The sequence below is a fragment of the Roseovarius sp. CAU 1744 genome, assembly GCF_039839345.1.
GTDB lineage: Bacteria > Pseudomonadota > Alphaproteobacteria > Rhodobacterales > Rhodobacteraceae > Roseovarius.
The window spans coordinates 371987-393630 of the sequence record NZ_JBDOQV010000003.1; the positions used below are offsets into that span (position 1 = coordinate 371987).

The 21644-nt window shown below is 62.3% G+C and carries 21 protein-coding genes; 14 read left to right on the forward strand and 7 right to left on the reverse strand.

What is annotated here, in order from left to right:
• Window positions 1–2: 2 nt before the first annotated feature.
• The 3 genes from argJ (at window position 3) to AAFO92_RS08270 (ending at window position 2498) form a co-directional block, all read left to right on the forward strand.
• Window positions 3–1232 (forward strand): bifunctional glutamate N-acetyltransferase/amino-acid acetyltransferase ArgJ, encoded by a 1230-nt coding sequence (gene argJ, locus AAFO92_RS08260; RefSeq protein ID WP_347534239.1) that lies wholly within the window; start codon window positions 3–5, stop codon window positions 1230–1232.
• Window positions 1233–1287: 55 nt separating this feature from the next.
• Window positions 1288–1686 (forward strand): 8-oxo-dGTP diphosphatase MutT, encoded by a 399-nt coding sequence (gene mutT, locus AAFO92_RS08265; protein WP_347534240.1) that lies wholly within the window; start codon window positions 1288–1290, stop codon window positions 1684–1686.
• Window positions 1687–1754: 68 nt separating this feature from the next.
• Window positions 1755–2498 (forward strand): SDR family oxidoreductase, encoded by a 744-nt coding sequence (locus AAFO92_RS08270; RefSeq protein WP_347534241.1) that lies wholly within the window; start codon window positions 1755–1757, stop codon window positions 2496–2498.
• 2 nt (window positions 2499–2500) lie between these two features.
• On the opposite strand, the gene AAFO92_RS08275 is transcribed toward AAFO92_RS08270, so the two are convergent.
• Together AAFO92_RS08275 and AAFO92_RS08280 are read right to left on the reverse strand one after the other, a co-directional pair.
• On the reverse strand, window positions 2501–2899 hold the full coding sequence (locus tag AAFO92_RS08275; RefSeq protein WP_347534242.1) for a hypothetical protein: 399 nt from the start codon (window positions 2897–2899) through the stop codon (window positions 2501–2503).
• 58 nt (window positions 2900–2957) lie between these two features.
• Window positions 2958–4211 (reverse strand): glycerate kinase, encoded by a 1254-nt coding sequence (locus tag AAFO92_RS08280; protein ID WP_347534243.1) that lies wholly within the window; start codon window positions 4209–4211, stop codon window positions 2958–2960.
• 278 nt (window positions 4212–4489) lie between these two features.
• Here AAFO92_RS08280 and crcB point away from each other — a divergent pair, with 278 nt between their 5' ends.
• From crcB to AAFO92_RS08320, 8 genes are all read left to right on the forward strand, one after another.
• Window positions 4490–4867 carry a fluoride efflux transporter CrcB gene (gene crcB / locus AAFO92_RS08285; protein WP_347534244.1) on the forward strand — a complete coding sequence of 126 codons (378 nt, stop codon included), beginning with the start codon at window positions 4490–4492 and terminating at the stop codon, window positions 4865–4867.
• On the forward strand, window positions 4864–5907 hold the full coding sequence (locus AAFO92_RS08290; RefSeq protein ID WP_347534245.1) for an RluA family pseudouridine synthase: 1044 nt from the start codon (window positions 4864–4866) through the stop codon (window positions 5905–5907). Before crcB ends, AAFO92_RS08290 begins: the two co-directional genes overlap by 4 nt.
• The gene (locus AAFO92_RS08295; RefSeq protein WP_347534246.1) at window positions 5904–6590 is read left to right on the forward strand and encodes an HAD-IA family hydrolase; all 687 of its coding nucleotides are present in this window, start codon (window positions 5904–5906) and stop codon (window positions 6588–6590) included. Before AAFO92_RS08290 ends, AAFO92_RS08295 begins: the two co-directional genes overlap by 4 nt.
• Window positions 6587–7303: an ATP12 family protein gene (locus AAFO92_RS08300; protein WP_347534247.1), complete on the forward strand. Its 717-nt coding sequence runs from the start codon at window positions 6587–6589 to the stop codon at window positions 7301–7303. The genes AAFO92_RS08295 and AAFO92_RS08300 overlap by 4 nt, the downstream gene beginning before the upstream one ends.
• Window positions 7304–7500: 197 nt before the next feature.
• Window positions 7501–8520, forward strand: coding sequence for an amino acid ABC transporter substrate-binding protein (locus AAFO92_RS08305; protein WP_347534248.1), 1020 nt, complete (start codon window positions 7501–7503; stop codon window positions 8518–8520).
• A 131-nt stretch (window positions 8521–8651) separates the two neighbouring features.
• Entirely contained in the window at window positions 8652–9872 is a 1221-nt protein-coding gene (locus AAFO92_RS08310; protein ID WP_347534249.1) for an ABC transporter permease subunit, read from the forward strand.
• 3 nt (window positions 9873–9875) lie between these two features.
• Window positions 9876–11174 carry an amino acid ABC transporter permease gene (locus tag AAFO92_RS08315; RefSeq protein ID WP_347534250.1) on the forward strand — a complete coding sequence of 433 codons (1299 nt, stop codon included), beginning with the start codon at window positions 9876–9878 and terminating at the stop codon, window positions 11172–11174.
• Between the two features lie 12 nt (window positions 11175–11186).
• Complete coding sequence (locus AAFO92_RS08320; protein WP_347534251.1) at window positions 11187–11954, forward strand: amino acid ABC transporter ATP-binding protein; 768 nt, start codon at window positions 11187–11189, stop codon at window positions 11952–11954.
• Between the two features lie 82 nt (window positions 11955–12036).
• On the opposite strand, the gene AAFO92_RS08325 is transcribed toward AAFO92_RS08320, so the two are convergent.
• The 5 genes from AAFO92_RS08325 to rimP all read right to left on the reverse strand — a co-directional run bounded on the left by AAFO92_RS08325 (window position 12037) and on the right by rimP (window position 17858).
• Window positions 12037–12303 carry a hypothetical protein gene (locus AAFO92_RS08325; protein ID WP_347534252.1) on the reverse strand — a complete coding sequence of 89 codons (267 nt, stop codon included), beginning with the start codon at window positions 12301–12303 and terminating at the stop codon, window positions 12037–12039.
• Between the two features lie 205 nt (window positions 12304–12508).
• Entirely contained in the window at window positions 12509–15004 is a 2496-nt protein-coding gene (gene infB, locus AAFO92_RS08330; protein WP_347534253.1) for a translation initiation factor IF-2, read from the reverse strand.
• A gap of 6 nt (window positions 15005–15010) precedes the next feature.
• The gene (locus AAFO92_RS08335) at window positions 15011–15634 is read right to left on the reverse strand and encodes an RNA-binding protein (protein WP_347534254.1); all 624 of its coding nucleotides are present in this window, start codon (window positions 15632–15634) and stop codon (window positions 15011–15013) included.
• A 24-nt stretch (window positions 15635–15658) separates the two neighbouring features.
• Window positions 15659–17278: a transcription termination factor NusA gene (gene nusA, locus AAFO92_RS08340; RefSeq protein ID WP_347534255.1), complete on the reverse strand. Its 1620-nt coding sequence runs from the start codon at window positions 17276–17278 to the stop codon at window positions 15659–15661.
• Window positions 17279–17282: 4 nt separating this feature from the next.
• The gene (gene rimP / locus AAFO92_RS08345) at window positions 17283–17858 is read right to left on the reverse strand and encodes a ribosome maturation factor RimP (RefSeq protein ID WP_347534256.1); all 576 of its coding nucleotides are present in this window, start codon (window positions 17856–17858) and stop codon (window positions 17283–17285) included.
• Window positions 17859–18229: 371 nt separating this feature from the next.
• Here rimP and AAFO92_RS08350 point away from each other — a divergent pair, with 371 nt between their 5' ends.
• From AAFO92_RS08350 to AAFO92_RS08360, 3 genes are all read left to right on the forward strand, one after another.
• Complete coding sequence (locus tag AAFO92_RS08350; protein WP_347534257.1) at window positions 18230–18814, forward strand: ANTAR domain-containing protein; 585 nt, start codon at window positions 18230–18232, stop codon at window positions 18812–18814.
• Window positions 18811–19989, forward strand: coding sequence for an ABC transporter substrate-binding protein (locus tag AAFO92_RS08355; protein WP_347534258.1), 1179 nt, complete (start codon window positions 18811–18813; stop codon window positions 19987–19989). Before AAFO92_RS08350 ends, AAFO92_RS08355 begins: the two co-directional genes overlap by 4 nt.
• 263 nt (window positions 19990–20252) lie before the next feature.
• Window positions 20253–21620 (forward strand): CmpA/NrtA family ABC transporter substrate-binding protein, encoded by a 1368-nt coding sequence (locus AAFO92_RS08360; RefSeq protein WP_347534259.1) that lies wholly within the window; start codon window positions 20253–20255, stop codon window positions 21618–21620.
• Window positions 21621–21644: the final 24 nt, after the last annotated feature.

Consider the following 21644-nt stretch of genomic DNA (forward strand, 5'->3'; position numbering starts at 1 on the left):
TTATGGGTGCGACGCCCCCTCTGTCACCTCTGGCCCCCGCAGCCTTTCCGGAACTGCCGGTCATCAACGGCGTCCGTTTCGCCACGGCCGAGGCCGGCGTACGCTATAGCGGGCGCACGGATGTGATGCTGGCCACCCTGGCAGAGGGGACCACCATCGCCGGTACCTTCACCCGATCGACGACGCGATCGGCCGCGGTGCTGGATTGCCAGGAAAAGATTGGCGGGTCATCCGGCGAAGGTGCCGCCATCCTGGTAAATTCCGGCAATGCCAACGCCTTTACCGGCCGGAACGGGTTGGATGCCGTCAAGGCACTCACCCGGGCGACCGCCGCCGCGGCCGGTGTCCCCGAGGCTCGGGTCTTCACCTCGTCTACCGGGGTGATCGGCGAACCGCTGGCGCATGACCGCATCACGGTGAAACTGGATGAACTGGTCGGGAACCAGTCGGCCGATGGCATCGATGCCGCCGCCCGCGCGATCATGACGACCGACACTTTTCCCAAGGGCTCGGCCACCAGCGTCACGGTCGACGGGCAAAAGGTGCGGATCGCCGGCATCGCCAAGGGATCGGGCATGATCGCCCCGGACATGGCGACGATGCTGGTCTACATCTTTACCGATGCGATGGTGGATCAGCCGGTGCTGCAATCCATGGTCAGCGCGCTCAACCGCAAGACCTTCAACTGCATCACCGTCGACAGTGACACCTCCACCTCGGACACGCTTCTGGTCGCGGCCACCGGTGCCTCGGGCATCCGCATGACCGAGGCCAGCGTCGGCTTCATGGAAGGGCTGCGCAAGGTGATGCTGGATCTCGCGCATCAGGTCGTGCGCGACGGGGAGGGCGCCACGAAATTCGTCGAAGTGTCAGTGGCCGGCGCGGCCAGCGATGACGAGGCGCGGACCCATGCGATGGCCATTGCCAACTCACCCCTGGTCAAGACCGCCATCGCGGGCGAAGATGCAAATTGGGGCCGGGTCGTCATGGCGATCGGCAAATCCGGCGCGCGGGCGGATCGTGACCAGCTGGCGATCCGGTTTGGCGATATTCTGGTGGCCAGCGACGGCTGGGTGAACCCCGATTACAACGAAGCAGAAGCCGCCGCCTATATGAAGAACCAGGAACTTGAGATTCACGTCGATCTGGGCCTCGGCGGCGGCACCGCAGTTGTCTGGACCTGCGATCTTACCCACGGATATATCGACATCAACGCCGATTACCGTTCATGATCTGCCGGCAATCAACCAAGACGCGGAACCCGGTTTTCCGTTCGGGGCGGGACACGTGAAAACAGTGCTCGTTTCCGCCGTCGCATTGATCGACGTGGACGGGCGCGTTCTTCTGGCGCAGCGGCCCGAGGGCAAGTCGATGGCCGGGCTGTGGGAATTCCCCGGCGGCAAGGTCGAACCCGGTGAAACCCCCGAAGCGGCCCTGATCCGCGAGCTGCACGAGGAACTGGGCATCGACACATGGGCCAGTTGCCTGGCGCCGCTCACCTTCGCCAGCCACAGCTACGAGAACTTCCACCTGCTGATGCCGCTTTTCGCCTGCCGCAAATGGGAAGGTCAGCCGCGCGGCAAGGAGGGCCAGGCGCTCAAATGGGTGCGCGTATCGCAATTGCGCGACCACCCCATGCCCCCCGCCGATCTGCCCCTGATCCCGATTTTGCGGGACTGGCTCTAGCCGACCACTCTGGTAATTCGCGTGCCGGGCGGATTATCCTATCGCAACAGCAATTCGGAGACGCGTCCATGAAAACCGCCATCGTCACCGGCGCCGCAAGGGGTATCGGGCTGGCCACGACCCGTCAGTTCCTGGATCAGGGCTGGCAGGTGGTGATGATCGACCGGGACGAGCCCGCCTTGAATGACGCAGCACTTGGCCTGATGAATGTCGATCCGATAACCTGCGATGTCTCGCAACCGGATCAGGTGGCGAATATGGCGGCCACCCTGCGGTCCGGCGGAACAAGCATTGATGCGCTGGTCAATAACGCGGGCGTGGCCGAATTCGGCCCGATCGCCGAGACGGATTTCGAAACCTGGCGAAAGGTGATGGAGACCAATCTGGATGGCATCTTTCTCATGTCGCAGGCATTACGAGAAAGCCTGTGCGCAGCGCAGGGCGCCATCGTCAACATTGCCTCGATCTCGGGGTTGCGTGCCAGTACGCTCAGGGTCGCCTATGGCACCTCGAAGGCGGCGGTGATTCAACTGACCCGGCAGCAGGCGGTAGAACTGGGCGAATTCGGCGTTCGCGCCAACTGTGTCTGTCCCGGCCCGGTCGATACCAAACTTGCGCTGGCGGTACACACGCCCGAGATCCGCGCGGCTTACCACGATGCCATCCCGCTCAACCGCTACGGCACCGAAGACGAAATCGCCGCGATGATCACCTTTCTCTGTTCACCGTCCGCCAGCTACGTGACAGGCCAGGTAATCGCCGTTGATGGCGGTTTCGAGGCCACCGGCGTCGGGCTGCCCGCACTGAGGTAACGTCAGAACTCGGCCTGTTTGCCTTCCAGAACTTCGAAATGCTCCAGGCTGTCCTTGTTGACCCAGGCATAACCGTTGTTGGTCATCACCACCGTGTAAGGTGTCCAGCCGGTATTTTCCCACCAGCTGTCATACTGGTCCGTGTCTTCCTTGACCCGCCACTTGCCACGGCTGGGCGGGCCGCCATCGGGGATGTAAACCGTGAAACCGCCCTCGCCGTAATATTGGGTATAACCCGTGCCACCCCAGGTGCCCCTGATCGTGTTGCCGGACAGCAACTGCTCGATTTGCGCGGCGGTGACCTGTACGGTGCCGGCGGCGTGATTGCCAGATTCACCCGCCAATACGGGTGCGCCCAGCATCATCAACGCGGAAAATGCGATGAGATCCCTGCGGAACATGGTGGCCTCCTGTCGTCCAGAGATTCTCAGTCTGTCACCCGGTCCTCAGGTTTGCCAATCACGATTTCGCGGGTGAAATCAGGATGGCCCTGAAATCGTTTACATTGGTCAGCGTCGGGCCGGTCACGACCTGATCGCCGATCCGTTCGAAAAACCCGTGCGCATCGTTATTGGCCAGCGCCGCTGCCGCATCGCTCCCCTTGCCAAGCGTGCCGGGGCCGATTACCGCACCGGCCACTTCCGCCGCCCCGTCCACCCCATCGGTATCGCAGGCAATGGCATGGATACCCTCGGCGCCGTCCAGGGCGATCGCCAGGGCCAGGGCAAACTCTGCGTTCGGTCCGCCGACACCGTCACCGGTCCGGGTCACTGTCAGCTCGCCACCCGACAAGAGCAACACGGGGCGCGCGCCCTGTCGCAGGTCAGCGCGGATTGCCAGGGCCTCGCGGGCCTGCATCCGTGCCACATCGCGCGCCTCGCCTTCCAGCGCATCGCCAAGGATGCGCACATCCAGGTCTTTGGCGCGGGCCAGTTCCGCCGCAGCCTCAAGCGATTGTGCCGGCGCGGCATAGATCACGTTTTCGACCTTGCTCAGGCGGGAATCATCCGGCGGCAGAGGCATCCCGCCACCCTCAAGGTAGGACAGGACAGAGGCGGGCGGGGTGACGTTCCAGCGCCGCAGCGCATCAAGTGCGCGGGCGGCATCACCGGTATCCCCAACGGTCGGGCCGCTGGCGATATCACCGGGATTGTCACCGGGGACGTCCGAAATCATCAGCGCCAGCATCCTGGAGGGATGGGCCGCGGCTGCAAGCTTGCCCCCCTTCACTGCGGAAATCTGCTTGCGGATGCCGTTGATCTCGCCGATCGGCGCGCCGCTGGCCAGAAGCGCATTGGTCAGCGCCTGCTTTTCGGCCAGTGTGATGTCGCCCGCCGGGGCGGTCAGAAGGGCCGACCCACCGCCCGAGATCAGCGCCAGTACGAAATCGTCCGGACCGGTCCCCGCCAGCAGGTCCAGCATACGGCGGGTGGCCTGCATCCCGGCCTCATCCGGAACGGGATGGGCCGCCTCGACAATCTCGATTCCCTTGCAGGGGCGGGCATAGCCGTAGCGCGTGATAACCAGCCCTTCGCAAGGTCCGTATTCAGCCTCCACGGCCTCGGCCATGCGCGCGCTTGCCTTCCCGGCACCGATGACCAAGAGCCGTCCCTCGGGCCTGGGCGGCAGCGCGTCGGCCAGTGTTCGCATCGGGTCGGCCACCTCGACCGCGCGATGGAACAGCTGGCGCAGAAAGGCAGTAGAGTCTTGCATCGGCGTCAAGTCCATAGGTCACTTTGGTCGGGACGTTAGCGGCAAACTGATTGCGGTAACAGTTCAATACCGCCAATTTTCCCCTCACTTGCGAAACCGGCACCAGACCCGTAGACGATCCGCATGCCGGTCCGGATTCTGCGCCCCGGTCGGGGCCGCGGCCCGAGGAGGCGCCCGGAGGGCAACGACGAGAGAACCTCTTGTGCGCGCCAGCGCACGCAATCAGGTAACAGGCCGCCAGCTTGACAAACGCCAAGCGGCGCGCGACAGACGCGGCCATGTTGATGTCTTTTCTTTCCGTGGCCCTGGGGGGTGCGATCGGCGCCAGCCTGCGCTTCGGCACGGGCGTCGTCATGGTGCGGCTGGTGGGATCGGGTTTTCCCTTGGCGATTCTGACGGTCAATGTTGTCGGGTCGTTTCTGATGGGTCTTTTCGTGGTGTATTCCTTTCAGCGTGGCGCGGAACATCTGAACCTTTTCGTCATGTCCGGAATCCTCGGGGGCTTCACGACGTTTTCGGCGTTTTCGCTCGAGGCATTCACCCTGTTCGAGCGCGGTCAGCTCGTCGCGGCCGGGCTCTATATCCTGCTCTCGGTCTGCGTTTCCATCGCGGCGCTGGTTCTGGGTGTCTGCATGGCGCGGGTTCTGTGGGCATGAGCCGCGTTCAGACACTCACGATTGCCCCGGATGACGCGGATCAGCGGCTGGACCGGTGGCTGCGGCGGCAATTCCCCCATCTGGGGCAAGGCCGGATCGAAAAGATGTGCCGCAAGGGCGAGTTGCGCGTCGATGGCGGGCGGGTAAAACCGGCGACGCGCCTGCATGCCGGCCAGCAGGTGCGTATCCCGCCCCTGCCGGACCCCGGGTCACCTGCCCCCGCCCAATCGCACCGCATATCCGACACCGACGCCAGGATGATCCAGTCCTGCGTGATCTATCGCGACGACGACGTGATCGTGCTCAACAAGCCGCCGGGCCTGCCGGTTCAGGGCGGCAGCAGACAGGCCCGCCACGTCGATGGCCTGTCCGACGCGTTGCGTTTCGGCACCGAGGAGAAGCCCCGCCTCGTGCACCGGCTCGACAAGGACACATCGGGCGTGCTGGTGCTGGCCCGCAACCGGACTGCCGCCAAGGGTCTGACCGCCGCCTTCCGCCACCGCGCCACGCGCAAGATCTACTGGGCCGTGGTTGCCGGTGTCCCGCTGCCCCGCAGGGGCACGATCCGCTACGGGCTGGTCAAGGCGCCCGGGCACGGCGCCAGGGGCGAGGGCGAGAAGATGCTGTGCCTGCACCCGCGCGATGTAGACGCGACCCCCGGCGCGAAACATGCCACGACCGACTATGCCGTGCTGGAACCCGCCGGCAGCCGAACCGCCTGGATGGCACTGACGCCGATCACCGGGCGCACCCATCAGCTGCGCGCCCACATGGCCGAAATCGGCCATCCGATTATTGGCGACGGTAAATACGGTGGCTCTGGCCAGGAAAACCTGGGCGATGGCTGGGGCGCGCAACTGGGCGGTGATATCAGCCGCAAGCTGCACCTCCATGCACGGTCACTGCAGATCGAGCACCCTGTGACGCGCGCCATTCTGAACCTGACCGCGCCCTTGCCGAAACACATGGTTCATACCTGGGAGACGTTCCAGTGGAGCCCGTCAGAGGCGCCGGATGATCCGTTCGAGGATTTTGAATGAAGATGCAGCGGCTGGCCGTGTTCGATATCGACGGCACCTTGATGGACAGTCAGGATTTCATCGTGCGTGCGATGGAAGGCGCGTTCGCGGAACATGGCCTGTCGGCGCCTCCGCGTGCAAGCATACTGTCGATCGTCGGCCTGTCGCTCTACGAGGCGGTGGCACGGCTGATTCCGGACCAGCCCGAGAAACGGATCGCGCGGGTGGCAGACGCCTACAAGGCGTGTTTCATCGCGCAGCGCGCCGAAAGCGGCGGTGAAGCCAGCGCACCGCTATATCCCGGTGCGCACAGCGTTCTTGAACAGCTGGCGTCACGGCCGGACGTGAGGCTGGGCGTGGCGACGGGCAAGGCACGCCGCGGGCTGGATCACGCCTTTGCCGCGCATGATCTGGACCGGTTTTTCGACACCCGGCAAACCGCCGATCTGCACCCGTCCAAGCCGCACCCGTCCATGGTGTTGCGCTGCCTCGAGGAAACCGGTGCCGCGCCCGGCCACGCGGTGATGATCGGCGATACCACCTTTGACATCGAAATGGGCCGGGCGGCCGGCGTGCGCACCCTGGGTGTCACGTGGGGATATCACCCGGCGGCCGATCTCAGGGCCGCTGGTGCGGATCTGCTGGTTGACCGGTTTGCGGCGGTGCCGGCCGCCCTTGACGAACTATGGGAGAACGCCGAATGAGCGATTGGAAACTCAAACGGTTCTGGGACAACGCACATGTCACCCCGACCGCAGAGGGATTTGCCATTGAGCTGGATGGCCGCGGCGTGAAAACCCCTGCCAAGGCGCCGCTGATCGTGCCCACACAGGCGTTGGCCGACCGGATCGCAAGAGAATGGAACGCTGTCGAGGAGATGATCGATCCCGGCACCATGCCGTTTACCCGATCCTCCAATGCGGCGATCGACAAGGTCACTTTGCAACATGCCGAGATAGCCGACATGCTTGCCGCCTACGGCGATGCCGACCTGACCTGTTACCGCGCGGCGGCCCCGCAACCGCTGACCGAGCTTCAGGCGCGGGAATGGGATCCGCTTCTGGCATGGGCCGAGAAGACATTGAGCGCGCGCCTGATTCCCGTTCAGGGCGTCATGCACGCGCCGCAAAACCCGCAGGCGCTGCGTGTGTTGTCGGATCAGGTCCACGCTCTGGATGTGTTTGCGTTAACAGCCTTTCATGATCTCGTCAGCCTTTCGGGCTCGTTGGTCATCGGCTTTGCGGCGATGCACGGGCTGCATGATCCGCAAACCCTGTGGCGGCTGTCACGGATCGACGAGCAGTGGCAGGAAGATCAATGGGGCAAAGACGACGAGGCGATGGCGATGGCAGCCAGGAAAGAATCGGACTTTTTGCACGCCCACGCCTTCTACAATCTTTCGCGCCCACGCGGATGATCTCTCCCGAACCGGCCTCTGACGGGGAAACTATACTGAATCGCCACTGTTTTTCGTGTTCTTGGTCTTGACGTTTCGCGATGAATCCACACAAACTCGCGGGCACTGAGGGGTGAATGCCCCTGTTTCAGTATCGCCCCGGCCCGTCTGTGGCCGTATGAACCGCCTTAAAGGCGGACAATCAGGAAGAGGTAAAAATGAAAAAATCCGTATTTTTTGGCGCGTTGACCGTTGCCGGGCTTGGCGCCGGCGTTGCGGCTGCCGGTACGCTTGACGACGTCAAGGCGCGTGGCAAGCTGAACTGCGGCGTGACAACCGGCCTGGTCGGTTTTGCGGCGCCCGACGCGAATGGCGTCTGGGAAGGCTTTGACGTTGGCGTATGCCGCGCTGTCGCCGCCGCCGTTCTGGGTGACGCAAGCGCCGTCGAATTCGTGCCGACCACCGGCAAGACGCGCTTTACCGCACTGGCGTCGGGTGAGATCGACATGCTGGCACGCAACACCACCTGGACCTTCTCGCGCGATGTGGACCTCAAGTTCACCTTCGTCGGCGTGAACTATTACGATGGTCAGGGCTTCATGGTTCCCAAGGAACTGGGCGTGAGCTCGGCCAAGGAACTGGACGGTGCCACCGTCTGCATCCAGACCGGTACGACAACCGAGCTGAACCTCGCGGACTTCTTCCGCGCCAACAACATCAGCTACGAGCCGGTACCGATCGAAACCAACGCCGAAGCTCAGCAGCAATACCTTGCCGGTGCATGCGACGTTTACACCACGGACGCATCGGGCCTGGCCGCGACACGTGCCACCTTTGAAGATCCGTCGGCGCATGTCCTGCTGCCCGAGATCATCTCGAAAGAGCCCCTGGGCCCGCTCGTCCGCCACGGCGACGACGAATGGGGTGACGTTGTGCGCTGGACGCTGAACGCGCTGATCACCGCCGAAGAACTGGGCGTGACATCGACCAATATCGGTGACATGGCGTCCGCGGCGGGTGGCAACCCCGAAGTCAACCGCCTGCTTGGCACCGAAGGCAACCTGGGCGAAATGCTGGGTCTGCCGGCGGACTGGGCGGTAAAGGCCATCTCGGCCGGCGGCAACTATGGTGAGCTGTTCGAAGGCAATATCGGCGAAAGCACCCCGATCGGCCTGGCCCGCGGCCTGAACGCTCAGTGGACCAATGGCGGCCTGATCTACTCGCCGCCCTTCCGCTAAACACGAAACGGTCAGGGGCGCGGTATGAACCGCGCCCTTTTCCTATCCAAAAGCAATAACACCTGAGTTGGCGACGAGCGGGGCATACCCCGCCGGGATAATCGCTCAGGGGCAATCAGGGATACGTCTTTATGACAACCATTACCGACCCTCCGAAGGAGTCGTTTCGGTTATCGCAACTGATCTACGATACCCGCTACCGCTCGTTGACATTTCAGGCCATCGCCGCGCTTCTGCTGGCCTTGTCCATCTGGTATCTGGGCAACAACCTGATCCAGAACCTGCGCGCCGCCGGCCTCAATATCTCGTATGACTTTCTCGGCGATCCGTCGGGCTATGACATCAACCAGAGCCTGATCGACTACAACAGCCAGTCCTCCCATGCCCGGGCGGCCGTCGTTGGCGTTCTGAACACGCTGCTGGTGGCCGTTCTCGCCTGTATCACCGCCACGATCTTCGGGGTGCTCGCGGGCGTTCTGCGGTTGTCGAACAACTGGCTGGTGCGCAAGCTGATGGCGGTCTATGTCGAGATCTTCCGCAATATTCCGGTCCTGATCTGGATCATCATCATTTTCACGATCATGACAGCCGTGCTGCCCGGATCGCGAGCCTTTCTGGGGGAAGAACCGGAAAAGGATCTGTTGCTGGGCTACTTCGCGTTTACCAACCGCGGCATCTATTCGCCGGCTCCGATATGGAACCCGGGATCGTCGGTCGTGGTCGCCGTCTTTCTGGCCTCCATCGTCGCGGTCTTCGCCTATCGTCGCTATGCGACCAAGCTGCTTTATGCGACCGGCAAGCTGCTGCCGACCGGATGGCCGTCGCTGTTGATCCTTTTCGCGCCCACATTGCTGGTGTTCTTTGCCATGGGTCAGCCGATCGGTCTTGATGTGCCGGATCCGCTGGCCAACCGGTTCAACCTGCGTGGCGGCATCCAGATCGGGGCACCCCTGATCGCCCTCTGGTTCGCCCTGTCGATCTATACCGGCGCTTTCATCGCCGAGAACGTGCGGGCGGGTATTCAGGCGGTTTCCAAGGGCCAGACCGAGGCCGCCGCAGCCCTGGGCCTGCGTCCGGGCCGGGTAATGAACCTTGTGGTTCTGCCACAGGCGCTGCGGGTCATCATCCCGCCGCTCATCTCGCAATATCTCAACATCACCAAGAACTCGTCTCTGGCGATCGCCGTCGGATATGCGGACATCACCGCGACGCTGGGCGGCATTACCCTGAACCAGACCGGACGCGCGATCGAATGCGTTCTTCTGCTGATGCTGTTCTACCTCACGATCTCGCTGCTGATCTCGGCGTTCATGAACGTGTACAATTCGTCGATCAAGCTGAAGGAGCGCTGAGCCATGTCCGAAACACATGCCCATTCCGTCGCTTTCGTTCGCGAGACCACGATCCCCGAATCGCCGCCGCCCGCGGCGCAGACAGGGATTGTAAAATGGCTGCGCGAGAACCTGTTCGCGACACCCGCGAACGGTCTGCTGACCATCGCGGCGCTCTACGTGATCTACATAATCCTGAGCAACACGCTGCCCTGGATATTCGGCGGGATCTGGACCACCACCAGCCTTGCCGAATGCCGGGAAATCCTGCAGGGCGAGACCGGCGCTTGTTTCTCGGTCTTGTCGGAACGCTGGAACCAACTGCTTTACGGGTTCAAATACCCGCCGGACCAATACTGGCGCCCGAACCTGGCCTTCGTGCTGCTGTTCATTGCAGCGGCACCAGTCCTGTTTTTCGACCTGCCGCGCAAGCTACTGTTCTTTACCGCGCTCTACCCCTTTCTTGCCTACTGGCTGATCTGGGGCGGCAGCATCCTGGTGCCGATCGTCGCGCTTGCCGGTATTGTGGGCGGTGCGCTGGTCTATCAGCGTTTCGTCAAGAAAAGTTTCGCGACAGGCTTCTTCGGTGCGATTGTCGCGGCTTTCGTGATCTGGATCGTCGGCGGCTTGCTCATACCTGACAATGCTTCAGACACCGCCATGCTGGCGGCGGTTCCCAGCCGGGATCTTGGCGGTTTCATGCTGAACATGATGCTGGGTGTCACCTGCGTTTCGCTGTCACTGCCCATTGGCATCGCCCTGGCCCTGGGGCGTCAGTCGGACATGCCGCTGATCAAGTGGATATGCGTGGTCTTCATCGAGTTCATTCGCGGTGTACCGTTGATTACGCTACTGTTCGTGGCCTCGGTCATGCTGGCCTATTTCTTTCCACCTGAAAGCACGGTCGATCTGTTCCTGCGCGTGGTGATCATGATCACCATGTTCTCATCCGCCTATATTGCCGAAGTGATCCGGGGTGGCCTTGCCGCCCTGCCCAAGGGGCAATATGAGGGCGCGGATTCGCTGGGGCTGGATTATCCGCAGGCGATGCAGCTGATCATTCTGCCGCAGGCGCTCAAGATCTCGATCCCCGGCATCGTGAACGTGGCCGTCGGCCTGTTCAAGGATACCACACTGGTCTCGGTCATCTCGATGTTCGATCTGGTGGGTATGATCCGCGGTCCTATCCTGGCCTCGACAGAATGGAACGGCGTCTATTGGGAGCTTCTGGGCTTCGCCGCGCTACTGTTCTTCATCGTCTGCTACGGCATTTCACAATACTCGCAATGGCTGGAACGCCGTCTTGCGACCGATCATCGATAAGGAGGCCTGGAAATGGCTGAAACCGCACAAATGAAAGTGTCCGACGAGGTCGCGATCACGATCCAGAACATGAACAAGTGGTACGGGGCGTTCCATGTGCTGCGTGACATCAACCTGACGGTCTACCGGGGCGAGCGGATCGTGATCTGCGGGCCGTCGGGATCGGGTAAATCCACCTTGATCCGCTGCATCAACGCGCTGGAGGAACACCAGCAGGGCAAGATCGAGGTGGATGGCACAGTGTTGTCAAACGATCTCAAGAACATCGACAAGATCCGGTCCGAGGTCGGCATGTGCTTCCAGCATTTCAACCTGTTCCCGCATCTGTCGATTCTGGAAAACTGCACGCTGGCGCCGATCTGGGTGCGCAAGATTCCCAAGAAGGAAGCCGAGGAAACGGCGATGCATTTCCTGGAAAAGGTGAAGATTCCCGATCAGGCCAGCAAATATCCCGGCCAGTTGTCGGGCGGTCAGCAGCAGCGCGTGGCGATTGCCCGCTCGCTCTGCATGAAGCCGCGGATCATGCTCTTTGACGAACCAACCTCGGCGCTTGACCCGGAGATGATCAAGGAGGTGCTCGACACCATGATCGAACTGGCCGAGGAAGGCATGACCATGCTCTGCGTCACGCACGAGATGGGCTTTGCCCGCCAGGTTGCGAACCGGGTGATCTTCATGGACCAGGGCCAGATCGTCGAACAGAACGAACCCGAGGAGTTCTTCAGCAATCCGAAAAGCGACCGGACCAAACTGTTCCTCAGCCAGATCCTCGGTCACTGATTGCGCCGCATCGTTGAACGGCTTCGCCGATATTCCGGCGGAGCCGTTTCTTTTTGGCGGTTCCTACACGGCTCCCCTGCCGTCAGCCCCAGCGGATCAGCCCGATGATGGCCGATGTCGCATAGAACACCTGGAGCAGCAGGAACGTCCAGCGCCGGTCAATCACGGCCCAGCCGGCGAACAGGCCCGACGATAACAGCAGCAGCGAGAAACCGATCAGTTCTGCCCCGGTATTTGACGCGATCAGAAGCGCGTAGACCATTGCCAGCACGGACCCCGTGATCTCGAACAGCGAGGAGAGGTTCCGCCTGCCGCGTACCTTGACATGGGCTTGTGAATTATCTGTCATTTTTCAACCTCTCCGCTGCAAGTGTCTCGCCGGCGTGAATAGCATCGAGGAGTAAGTGACACAAATGAATGATTGTCATCATTCTAGTCTAGAATGTCATGCAGCGATTAATTTCCAGGCCCGCGCTGACAACAGGGCAGGTCATTGAATAAACGCAAAAAGGGCGGGGAAACCCCGCCCTTTTGCATGCACAATTCAGCAGCGATCAGTCGAGCGAGCGCTCCACCTCTTCGCGTTCGAAGATTTCAATCACGTCATCGGCGCGGATATCGTCGTAATTCTCGAACGCCATGCCGCATTCCTGGCCGGACTGGACCTCGGGCACTTCGTCCTTGAACCGCTTCAGCGTCTTCAGCGTACCTTCGTGGATCACCACGTCATCGCGCAGCAGCCGCACTCCGGCCGACCGGCGGGCAACACCCTCGGTCACCAGGCAACCGGCAACCTTGCCGACGCCAGTAACCTTGAACACTTCCTTGATCGTCGCGTAACCGATGAAATTCTCGCGGATCTCGGCACCCAGGAGGCCCGAAGCCGCCGCTTTCACATCGTCCACCAGGTCGTAGATCACCGAATAGTAGCGGATTTCCACGCCCTTCTGGTTCGCAGAGTTCCGCGCAGGCGCGTTGGCCCGTACGTTGAAACCGAAGACGGGCGCGCCCGAAGCTTCGGCCAGACCGATATCGGATTCGGTGATCGCACCCACGCCCGAATGCAGCACCCGCACGCGGACTTCTTCGTTGCCGATCTTCTCCATCGCCTGAACGATAGCCTCGGCCGAACCCTGCACATCGGCTTTCACCACGATGGGCATCTCGGCAAGGTTCTCGTTCTCCTTGGCTTGTGCCATCAGCTGTTCCAGCGAAGTCGCGGCACCGGCGGCGGCACGTTTCTCCTTGGCGGCCTTCTCGCGGTACTCGGCGATCTCGCGGGCCTGCGAATCCGTCGACACGACGTTCAGCACATCACCCGCTTCGGGCGTACCATTGAGGCCCAGAACCTCGACCGGTACCGAGGGCCCGGCCTCGTCCACGCGATCGCCACGGTCGTTGATCAGCGCGCGGACCTTACCGTATTGCTCGCCCACGACAAAGATATCGCCCTGGCGCAACGTGCCGTTCTGAACCAGAACGGTGGCAACAGGGCCGCGGCCCACATCCAGTTGCGCTTCGATCACCGCGCCTTCGGCTGCGCGATTCGGGTTGGCCTTGAGTTCCAGGATCTCGGCCTGAAGCGCAATCGCCTCCAGCAGATCGTCCAGCCCCTGACCGGTGGCGGCGGACACTTCGACATCCTGCACATCACCCGACATCGCCTCGACGATCACCTCATGCCGCAGCAGGTCCGAACGCACCTTGTCCGGATCGGCGGCAGGCAGGTCGATCTTGTTGATCGCCACGATCATCGGCACCTCGGCGGCCTTGGCGTGGTTGATCGCCTCGATGGTCTGCGGCATCACCGCGTCATCCGCAGCCACCACCAGAACCACGATATCCGTCACCTGCGCCCCACGCGCCCGCATGCTGGTAAAGGCAGCGTGGCCGGGCGTATCGAGGAAACTCAGCACCGTGCCGCCATCGGTCGTGACCTGATAGGCACCGATATGCTGGGTAATGCCACCGGCCTCGCCGGCGACGACCTTGGCATCGCGGATCGCGTCCAGCAGCGAGGTCTTGCCGTGGTCGACATGGCCCATGATGGTAATGACCGGCGGGCGCGGTTCCAGATCTTCGGGCTTGTCCTCGACCTGATCGATCACGTCTTCGACGTCGGCGTCCGAAACACGGACGACCTTGTGGCCGAACTCCTCGATGATCAGTTCCGCGGTATCGGCATCGATCGACTGGTTCTGCGTGACCATCATGCCGTTGGTCATCAACGACTTCACGACATCGGCGACGCGTTCCGCCATGCGGTTGGCCAGTTCGGACACAACGATCGTTTCCGGCAACTGAACATCGCGGACAATCTTTTCACGCTCGACATTGCCGCCCATGGCTTTCTGACGGGCGCGCTCCTGCTTCCGCTTCATCGCCGCCAGCGATTTCTGGCGGCCGCCCTCGCCCCCCGAAAGGGCCTGGTTCAGCGTCAGCTTGCCCGAGCGGCGGCCATCATCGCCACGGCCTTTGCCGCGTCGCTGCTGCTGTTCACGATCCTTGTCCTGCTTGCGCGGCGCCGGGGCGGATTTCGCAGCCCCGCTACCGCGTTCCTGCGGCTGTGCCGGCGCGGGTTGTGCCGCCGCCGCGGCGGCCTGCTGGGCCGCAGCCTCGGCTTCGGCCTTGGCGCGTTCGTCCGCCTCGGCCTTGGCCTTGGCGCGTTCGGCGCGCTCCTGTTCTTCGCGTTCCTTCGCCTCGGCCTCTTCGCGGCGACGCTTGCGATCCGCTTCGCGTTCCTGCTCCTCGGCCTCGCGTTTCGCCGCCTCTTCGGATTCGCGTTCCTTGGCGGCCTGCAACGCCTTCATCCGGCGTTCCATCTCCGCATCGGAAATGCCCGCCGGACGCTTGGCCGACTTGCCGGGTGCCGTGGGTTTCGCGGGCGCAGCAGAACTGGCTGCACCGGGCGCTGTAGGCTTAACGATGCGCTTCCGCTTGGTTTCCACCACGACGTTCTTGGTCCGGCCGTGGCTGAAGCTCTGCTTCACGTTCCCCGAACGGGGACCGCCACGAACGCCCAGTGTTTTCTTTCCGTCGTTGTCGCTCATCTGCTTCTACTTTCCTTCCCGGTGGTCCTTACCACCGTCCGAGACGCGCAGGCCTTTCAGCCTTGCCGCCTCCTCTACAACACGTTTGGACAAACCACCAGCACCCAGTGCCGCATGTACTGCCGATTGTCGCCCAAAAGCATGGCCCAGCTCTGCCGCCGTCAGCCAGCCGATGAAACTGCCGCCATAGGGCGTGCTTAGCTTTGATTTTCCCCGTTCCGAGCCGTCGCTGGCCTGGATCAGTATCTCTGCCTGGTCCTTGGCCAGCCAATCCTTGACGCGTTCATACCCGGTGGTCGCGCCCCCACCCTTGCGTGCCAGGCTGATGAGTTCGATCACGCGCCGCGCCAGCATTGCCTCCAGCAGGTCAGCCAGGGCATCCGGCACCGTCACGGCCCGCTTGGCAGCTCGGGCAAACAGACCCTTTTTCACGGCCTTTTCCACCGCCGCCCGGTCCGCAGACACCCAGATACCTCGTCCCGGCAGTTTTTCGGCCAGGTCCGGAGCAATCTGACCGTCCGGCCCGACCGCAAAGCGGATAAGGCCATATTTAGGCCGTACCTCGCCCGTGGCAATGCACTTGCGTTCAGGACCGTCGGTTCGGTCTTTGGGTTGCCCAGCGCGACCCATCAGGTGCCTCCGAGGCCTGATAAATCAGGCCTCAGCCTCCTGCTCTTCGCCGTCCAGCTCTTCTTCGGCCTCTTCGGCTTCAAGGTCCGCCGGATCGACCCAGCCCAGCATGATGCGGGCCGTCATGACCATGTTCTGCGCTTCCTCAAGCGAAACGTCGAAAGGTTCCAGAATACCGTCATCCTTGACGCGCTCGCCATCGTTGGTGGTCCAGCCGCCGGCCAGTTCCCAATCGGCGCAGGTGGCGAAATCTTCCAGCGATTTCACGCCATCCTCGGCCAATGCCTGAATCATCTGGGGTGTCAGGCCTTCGAATTCAACCAGGCTGTCCTCGACACCCAGCTCGCGTGCCTTGTCCAATGCCTCCTTGGCCTGGGAATCCAGCACGTCGCGGGCCCGTGCCTGCAGCTCGTTCGCGGTATCCTCGTCGACCCCGTCGATAACCAGAAGCTCGTCCAGCTCGACATAGGCCACCTCTTCGAGGTTGGTGAACCCCTCGGACACCAGAAGCTGGGCAAAGAATTCGTCCAGATCCAGCGTTTCCATGAACAGCTTGGTGCGGACCTCGAATTCGCGCTGGCGGCGTTCCGAATCCTCGGCCTCGGTCATGATGTCGATATCCAGCCCGGTCAGCTGGCTGGCCAGACGCACGTTCTGGCCGCGCCGCCCGATGGCCAGCGAAAGCTGCTCCTCGGGCACGACAACCTCGATCCGTTCGGCCTCTTCATCCAGCACCACCTTGGAAACTTCGGCCGGCTGCAGCGCGTTGACCAGGAAGGTCGGCTGATCCTCGTTCCACGGGATGATGTCGATCTTTTCGCCCTGAAGCTCGTTCACCACGGCCTGCACCCGGCTGCCGCGCATGCCCACACAGGCACCCACGGGGTCGATCGAGCCATCATAGGAGATCACCGCGATCTTCGCACGGCTGCCCGGATCGCGGGCTACGGCCTTGATCTCGATGATGCCGTCATAGATCTCGGGCACTTCCATCTTGAACAGCTCCGCCATGAATTCCGGCGCCGTACGGCTGAGGAAGATCTGCGGCCCGCGGGCCTCGCGGCGCACGTCCTTGATGTAACAGCGGATGCGGTCATTCGGCCGATAGGATTCGCGGCCGATCTTCTCGTTCCGGCGCAGGATCGCCTCGCCCCGTCCCACATCGACGATGACGTTGCCATATTCCTCGCGCTTGACCTGACCGTTGATGATCGTGCCGGCGCGGTCCTTGAATTCCTCGTACTGGCGGTCGCGCTCGGCTTCGCGCACCTTCTGCAGGATCACCTGCTTGGCCGATTGCGCGGCAATCCGGCCCATGTCCACCGGCGGCACTTCCTCGATGAACTGGTCGCCCACCTTGGGGTCTTCCAGAAATTGTTTCGCCTGCTCGACGGTGAATTCCGCCTGGTAATTCTCAAGCTCTTCCTCTTCGACGACCGTGCGCACGCGGGTAAAGGTCGCCCGGCCGGTTTTCCGGTCGATGCTGACACGAATGTCCATCTCGGCGCCGTAGCGGCTCTTGGCGGCCCGGGCGAGGCTTTCCTCCATCGCCTCGATCACCAGCGACGGGTCAATCATCTTCTCCCGGGCCACGGCCTCGGCAGTTTGCAGCAGTTCCAGCTGGTTGGCAGATGTGATTGCCATTCTCTCAGTCCTCCTCAGAACCGGTTTCAGTCTCTATTTCGTCGAAATCTTGTTCGTTTATCACGCCCGCCGCCTTGCGCTGGCGCAGCATTTCCTTGATCAGGTCGTCGGTCAGCACCAGCTTGGCATCGGCCAGCCAGTCGAACTCCAGGCCGATGGTGCCTTCCTCGACGTTGATCAGCACCTCGCTGCCCTCGACACCGGCCAGCACGCCCTTGAAGCGTTTGCGGCCGTCGATCAGCTCGGATGTCTCCAGCTTGGCCTCATAGCCTTCGAACGCCTCGAAATCCTTGAGCCGGGTCAGTGGCCGGTCAATGCCGGGGCTGGAAACTTCGAGCGTATACGCGTCGGTGATCGGATCCTCGACATCAAGCGTTGCGCTGATCGCAGTGGAAATCTGCGCGCAATCATCCACCTCGATCCCGCCCTCTGGTTTCTCGGCCATGATCTGCAGCGTATGGGTCTTGCCGCCCATCAGCCGCACGCGCACCAGTTCAAACCCCATATCCTCGATGACGGGGGTGATGATCTCGGCCATGCGGCGGTCAATCGCCGCCTTTGCAATCAGGTCGTTGGTCATAGGTTCCAAACACAAAAAAACGGGCGCGCGGCCCGTGCATCTTTCCCGGTGGAGCTTTCGGTGTGGACCCGCAAGCGCCGCTGTTGAAGGGCATATACGCCTGATGGGCTGAGTCTGCAAGGGCTCATGTTGGCACACACCTGAATACAGGGTCATGACCGCCAAACTCTATGACGCCACCCCCGGGCGTTGCCCCGGCGCAGCGCATCCCGCAACCGCTCTGCGCTTCTGAAAACACCGACATCGGCAGCATCTCAGGCTTGCTCAATTTCCAGGCAATATGCTCATGTTATGGGCGATTCACGTCAGCACCGGGCGGCCGTCACGCCAATTTCTTTACAACGCGGCACCTGTCCGCCGTAGGTCAGGTCATGCAGGACAAGCTGTCAATCATCGTCGTCGAAGCCGATCGCGACCGGGCAATCCTGATCGTGGACAGCCTGCGCGAAGCCGGCGATTTCGAGATCCGCGTCATCTCGGATCCGGCCGGGCTTGCGCGGCGGATCAAGGCGCATGAACCGGACATCGTTCTCATAGATGTAGCAGACCCATCCCGCGATATGCTTGAAGAGCTTGCGCTGGCCTCGCAGCCGCGGGACCGGGCCGTGGCGATGTTCGTGGACCGTTCGGAGGAAGGGCTTTCGACCGCCGCGGTCGAGGCAGGCTTGTCCGCCTATGTGGTGGACGGGCTACAGCCGCAGCGGATCAAACCGGTGCTGGAGGCTGCGATCGCCCGGTTCCGCGTGTTCCAGCGGATGCGCGCCGAACTGGCGGAAACCAAACGCGCGCTGGAAGAACGCAAGGTGATTGACCGCGCCAAAGGCATGATCATGAAGGCCCGCGGCATCACCGAGGACGAGGCCTACGCGCTGCTGCGCCGGGCCGCGATGGATCAGAACAAGCGGATCGCAGACGTTGCACAGGCGCTGGTCACCGCAACGGGGCTCTTGGGATGAAGCAAACCGTAATCCCTGTCGGGTATATGCCACTGGTGGATGCCGCGCCGCTGATCGTTGCGCATGAGATGGGCTTTGCCGCCGAAGAGGGGCTGGCGCTTGACCTGCAACCTGCGCCGTCCTGGTCGTCGCTGCGCGACATGCTCGCATTTGGTCGGGTCGAGGCTGCCCATATGCTTGCACCGGTTCCGGTCGCCGCCGCGTTGGGCCTGGGGGGTGCGGGCGCTGAATTCTCGGTCCTGTCCGTTCTGTCGGTCAACGGCAACGTGATCGGGGTCAGCCGCGAACTTGCCGACCGGCTGGAGGCCCAGGGGCACAGCTTTGCCTTCGACGATGCCGAAACGGCGGGTCGGGCTCTCATCGGCGCCGCCTCCGATCGGCTGCGCATCGGCATCCCGTTCCCGTTTTCGATGCATATGGAACTGCTCAGTTACTGGATCGACGCGCTGGAACCGGCCGCGCGTCATGCGATCGAGATCCGCACCGTGCCGCCACCGCTGATGGCCGACGCCATCCGCGCCGGAGAAATCGACGCATTCTGCGTCGGCGAGCCCTGGGGGTCGATCACCGTCGAACATGCCATGGGATCGCTGCTGCTGCCCGGCCGTGCGATCTGGAGCTTTGCACCGGAAAAAGTGCTGGCGGTGCGCAAAGGATGGGCCGACGTCAACCGACCGTTGGCCGAAGGGCTGATCCGGGCACTCTGGCGCGCCGGCTGCTGGCTGTCCGGTCCGCAGTCGCATGTGCTGGCCGCCGAATTGCTGTCACGATCTGCCTGGCTTGACCTTCCCGCCGAGATCATCGACCGCGCGTTGTCGGGCAGGCTGACGATCACGCCCCAGGGCCTACAGCGCCACGTGCCCGGCTTCCTCGAGTTTCACAATGGCGTCGCCGGATTTCCCTGGCGCAGTCAGTCACAATGGATCGCGCGCCAATTGGCGGCACGCACACAGCTTGATCCGGCCGACGCATCTGCCAGGGCCGCACAGGTCTTTCGCAGCGATTTCTACCGGTCCGCCTTGCGGAAAACCGGCGCCGACCTGCCCGGCGCATCGTCCAAGATCGAAGGGGCCGCTTCCGTCGAAACCGCCGTTGCCTCTGAAAGAGGGACGCTGATTCTGCCCCCGAACGAGTTTTTCAATCGCCGCTTTTTTGATCCCGATCGGTCTGAGTGATGAAAATCTATGCATTTTACCCGAGGTTGTGCCGCGACGCAGCATGAATTGCCGCAATTGCAAAAAAATCCTTGCCACCGACGCCACGACGCGCATTCTTGATAGATAGATCGGCAATGGCGCCGACCTGACTGAATTTCCCGAAGACCGGGTTTTTTGAGCAAAGCCGCTCGACCCTCCGCCGTTTTCCGGCGGGGCGCGTCAGCGGCTTTTTTCCGTTTGGCCCGTGGTGCCGAACGCTACCTGCAAAAGGAACGACCCAGATGAAGAAACTCCTCCTTGCCGTCTCGGCCTCCACCTTCCTGACCGGCCCTGCACTGGCTGAAATACTCGATCTCGAAAAAGACGTGCTGACATTCGGCTTTATCAAGCTCACCGACATGGCGCCGCTGGCCGTTGCCTATGAACAAGGGTTTTTCGAAGACGAGGGGCTGTTTGTCTCGCTCGAGGCCCAGGCCAACTGGAAAGTGCTGCTGGACGGCGTGATCGACGGCACGCTGGACGGCGCGCATATGCTGGCCGGTCAGCCGCTGGCCGCGACCATCGGTTACGGCACCGAAGCGCATATCATCACCCCCTTTTCGATGGATCTCAACGGCAACGGCATCACCGTTTCAAACGAGGTCTGGGATCTGATGAAACCGGAATTGCCGGTCGGTGACGATGGCCGCATCGCGCATCCCATTTCTGCCGAACACCTCAAGCCGGTGATCGAAAGCTATCGGGCGGAGGGCAAGCCCTTCAACATGGGTATGGTCTTTCCCGTCTCGACCCATAATTACGAACTGCGCTATTGGCTGGCGGCCGGTGGAATCAACCCCGGCTATTACAGCCCCGACAACGTGACCGGCCAGATCGCGGCGGATGTGTTCCTGTCAGTCACCCCGCCGCCGCAGATGCCGGCAACGCTCGAGGCCGGCACGATTTCGGGTTATTGCGTGGGCGAGCCGTGGAACCAGCAAGCGGTGTTCAAGGGCATCGGCGTGCCGGTGATCACCGATTACGAGCTGTGGAAGAACAACCCGGAAAAGGTCTTCGGCATCACCGCCGAATTTGCCGAGGAAAATCCCAACACCACGCTTGCCGTCGTCAAGGCGCTGATCCGCGCGGCGATGTGGCTGGATGAAAACGACAATGCCAATCGCCCGGAGGCCGTCGAGATCCTCAGCCGTCCCGATTATGTGGGTGCCGATTACGAGGTGATCGCCAGCTCGATGACCGGCACGTTTGAATACGAAAAGGGCGACAAGCGCGAGGTGCCCGATTTCAACGTATTCTTCCGCTACAACGCCACGTATCCCTTCTATTCCGATGCGGTCTGGTACCTGACCCAGATGCGCCGCTGGGGCCAGATTGCCGAGGCAAAGCCGGACAGCTGGTACGACGAGGTGGCCAAGTCGGTCTACAAGCCCGAAATCTACCTCGAAGCCGCCCGTCTGCTGGTCGATGAGGGGCTGGCCGACGAGGCCGATTTTCCCTGGGACAGCGACGGGTACAAGGCGCCGACACCGCCCGAGGACATCATCGATGGCATTGCCTATGACGGCCGCACGCCCAACGCCTATCTCGACAGCCTGCCCATCGGCCTGAAGGCCCAGCAACAGGTCATCGGCAACGATATCCAGGGCTGATCCAAGACGCCGGGCGCGCGGCAA

Excerpts from the sequence above, each read along its gene's own strand:
- AAFO92_RS08350 (WP_347534257.1), top strand. The coding sequence starts at position 18,230 with ATGCAGGACAAGCTGTCAATCATCGTCGTCGAAGCCGATCGCGACCGG.
- AAFO92_RS08360 (WP_347534259.1), top strand. The coding sequence starts at position 20,253 with ATGAAGAAACTCCTCCTTGCCGTCTCGGCCTCCACCTTCCTGACCGGC.
- nusA (WP_347534255.1), bottom strand. The coding sequence starts at position 17,278 with ATGGCAATCACATCTGCCAACCAGCTGGAACTGCTGCAAACTGCCGAG.
- AAFO92_RS08280 (WP_347534243.1), bottom strand. The coding sequence starts at position 4,211 with ATGCAAGACTCTACTGCCTTTCTGCGCCAGCTGTTCCATCGCGCGGTC.
- AAFO92_RS08355 (WP_347534258.1), top strand. The coding sequence starts at position 18,811 with ATGAAGCAAACCGTAATCCCTGTCGGGTATATGCCACTGGTGGATGCC.
- infB (WP_347534253.1), bottom strand. The coding sequence starts at position 15,004 with ATGAGCGACAACGACGGAAAGAAAACACTGGGCGTTCGTGGCGGTCCC.
- AAFO92_RS08325 (WP_347534252.1), bottom strand. The coding sequence starts at position 12,303 with ATGACAGATAATTCACAAGCCCATGTCAAGGTACGCGGCAGGCGGAAC.
- AAFO92_RS08275 (WP_347534242.1), bottom strand. The coding sequence starts at position 2,899 with ATGTTCCGCAGGGATCTCATCGCATTTTCCGCGTTGATGATGCTGGGC.
- AAFO92_RS08320 (WP_347534251.1), top strand. The coding sequence starts at position 11,187 with ATGGCTGAAACCGCACAAATGAAAGTGTCCGACGAGGTCGCGATCACG.
- AAFO92_RS08315 (WP_347534250.1), top strand. The coding sequence starts at position 9,876 with ATGTCCGAAACACATGCCCATTCCGTCGCTTTCGTTCGCGAGACCACG.
- AAFO92_RS08310 (WP_347534249.1), top strand. The coding sequence starts at position 8,652 with ATGACAACCATTACCGACCCTCCGAAGGAGTCGTTTCGGTTATCGCAA.
- AAFO92_RS08295 (WP_347534246.1), top strand. The coding sequence starts at position 5,904 with ATGAAGATGCAGCGGCTGGCCGTGTTCGATATCGACGGCACCTTGATG.
- AAFO92_RS08335 (WP_347534254.1), bottom strand. The coding sequence starts at position 15,634 with ATGGGTCGCGCTGGGCAACCCAAAGACCGAACCGACGGTCCTGAACGC.
- AAFO92_RS08305 (WP_347534248.1), top strand. The coding sequence starts at position 7,501 with ATGAAAAAATCCGTATTTTTTGGCGCGTTGACCGTTGCCGGGCTTGGC.
- crcB (WP_347534244.1), top strand. The coding sequence starts at position 4,490 with ATGTTGATGTCTTTTCTTTCCGTGGCCCTGGGGGGTGCGATCGGCGCC.
- AAFO92_RS08270 (WP_347534241.1), top strand. The coding sequence starts at position 1,755 with ATGAAAACCGCCATCGTCACCGGCGCCGCAAGGGGTATCGGGCTGGCC.
- rimP (WP_347534256.1), bottom strand. The coding sequence starts at position 17,858 with ATGACCAACGACCTGATTGCAAAGGCGGCGATTGACCGCCGCATGGCC.
- AAFO92_RS08300 (WP_347534247.1), top strand. The coding sequence starts at position 6,587 with ATGAGCGATTGGAAACTCAAACGGTTCTGGGACAACGCACATGTCACC.
- AAFO92_RS08290 (WP_347534245.1), top strand. The coding sequence starts at position 4,864 with ATGAGCCGCGTTCAGACACTCACGATTGCCCCGGATGACGCGGATCAG.
- argJ (WP_347534239.1), top strand. The coding sequence starts at position 3 with ATGGGTGCGACGCCCCCTCTGTCACCTCTGGCCCCCGCAGCCTTTCCG.